2 protein-coding genes are annotated in these 1,674 nt (G+C 74.4%); one reads left to right on the top strand and one right to left on the bottom strand.

The features are described from left to right. Positions 1-122 precede the first annotated feature (122 nt). On the top strand, positions 123-563 hold the full coding sequence (locus PKY62_RS10380) for a nitroreductase family deazaflavin-dependent oxidoreductase (protein WP_324536649.1): 441 nt from the start codon (positions 123-125) through the stop codon (positions 561-563). Between the two features lie 310 nt (positions 564-873). Here PKY62_RS10380 and PKY62_RS10385 read toward each other — a convergent pair. Continuing rightward, positions 874-1,674, bottom strand: an 801-nt coding sequence (locus PKY62_RS10385) for a tetratricopeptide repeat protein (protein WP_324536651.1), incomplete at its 5' end; no start/stop codon positions are given.

The following is a 1,674-nucleotide window of genomic DNA, read 5'->3' on the forward strand; positions in this document are numbered from 1 at the left end:
CTTCCCCCCGCATGGCGAAAACCTAGCAACCTCGAACCCCCGACGGCAGCCCGTACCCGTCCGCTGTGGACAACCCCGCACCCCGGGGAATCCTCCGCACCCGCGCGCGCGTTGGCACCCCCATGCCCCTCACCGGAGAGTACGCACCCAGCACGTCGCAGTGGGCCCGAGAGCAGGCCGAGCGCTTCGAGGCGTCCGGCGGCGCCGAGGCCAACACGCTCCAGGGGGTGCCGATCATCGTGCTGACGTCGCTCGGCGCGCGCAGCGGCACGCTGCGCAAGACCGCCCTGATGCGCGTCGAGCACGAGGGGAGCTACGCCGTCATCGCCTCGAAGGGCGGGGCCCCGGACCACCCGCGGTGGTACCACAACCTCGTCGCGCACCCGCTCGTCGAGCTGCAGGACGGAGCAGTCCGGCGCGACTACGCCGTCCACGAGGCGACGGGCCCGGAGCGCGAGGAATGGTGGACGCGGGCCCTCGCCGTGTGGCCCGCCTACGCCGACTACCAGACGAAGACGGACCGCCTCATCCCGGTGCTCGTGCTGACCCCGGTCGAGGGCTGACCGCCCCCGGCCACGACACGGTGGACGCCGGCTTGACCAGCACCAGAAGTGCCCTTGACCTGCACGGACACCCACCGGCATCCGACAGGCGAACGGCGGGTGAATCCCGTCCGGATGGCCCAAGGGTCCCACCCGCCGGGGCCCGGGACTTGAGACCCTGAACGGGTTGGCGATCCCGACCCGTGAGGCGATACCTGTGACCGAGACCCTGGTGCTCCAGGACCACTCCACCCTCCTGCTGGAGCTCATCCGCGACGAGGACGACGGCCTGCCGCCCTTCTGGGACTGACCTCACCCCGAGCCGCACCCGCTACGGGGCCGACCGCCCCGCATCGCTCGACCCACCCTCGCGCGACGAACCACCCTCGCTCGACGACCCACCCCCGAGGAGCTCCAGCTCCTCGCGCACATACGGGTCGTCGGGACGTTCGACGAGGAGCGCTCGCTGCATCGCCAGGGCCTCTGCCTCCCGGCCCAGCTCCCGCAGGCATCGGGCGACGGTCCACCGCGCCACCTGCTCGTCGTCCGAACCCACCCCGCCACCCGTCGGCCGGGTGCTGGCCGCGTGAGCTCGCCCGAAGGCCTGCAGCGCCTCCGCCGGCCGCCCGGCGTCGAACCGGGACCACCCCAGGTTCGTGAGCAGCGGGACGGACCAGCGCTCCACCTCGGCATCGCCCGAGGCCGCTACCAGCGCGAGCGCCGCCGCGCTCCACCGCTCGGCCCCCTCCGGGTCCGCGAGCACCAGCATGTGCAGCGCGTCCACCGCGAGCGCCACGGCCCCCACGTCGCTCGCGGAGGCGACGGCGGCGCGGAACAACGGGACCGCGGCAGCCGGGTCCCCCGCCGACCGGTGCAGCCGCCCCCGCTCGAGGAGCACCCGCACGCCGACCACGCCACCGTCGGCCGTGATCGCGTCGAGCGCCGCGAACCCCTCGTCGAACCGGCCCTGCAGTCCGAGCGCGCGAGCCACCTGGGTGACCAGCTCGTCGCGGTGGCCGGCGGGACGGGTGCCGTCCGCGGCCGCGGCGGCGAACCGACCCTGGGAGCCGACCGGGTCCTCGAAGTCCCACAGCGCGCGGATCACCGCTGGTTCCAGCGGCGGGCCGGGGGG

This window comes from Actinotalea sp. (assembly GCF_035443605.1).
Classification (GTDB): Bacteria; Actinomycetota; Actinomycetes; order Actinomycetales; family Cellulomonadaceae; genus Actinotalea.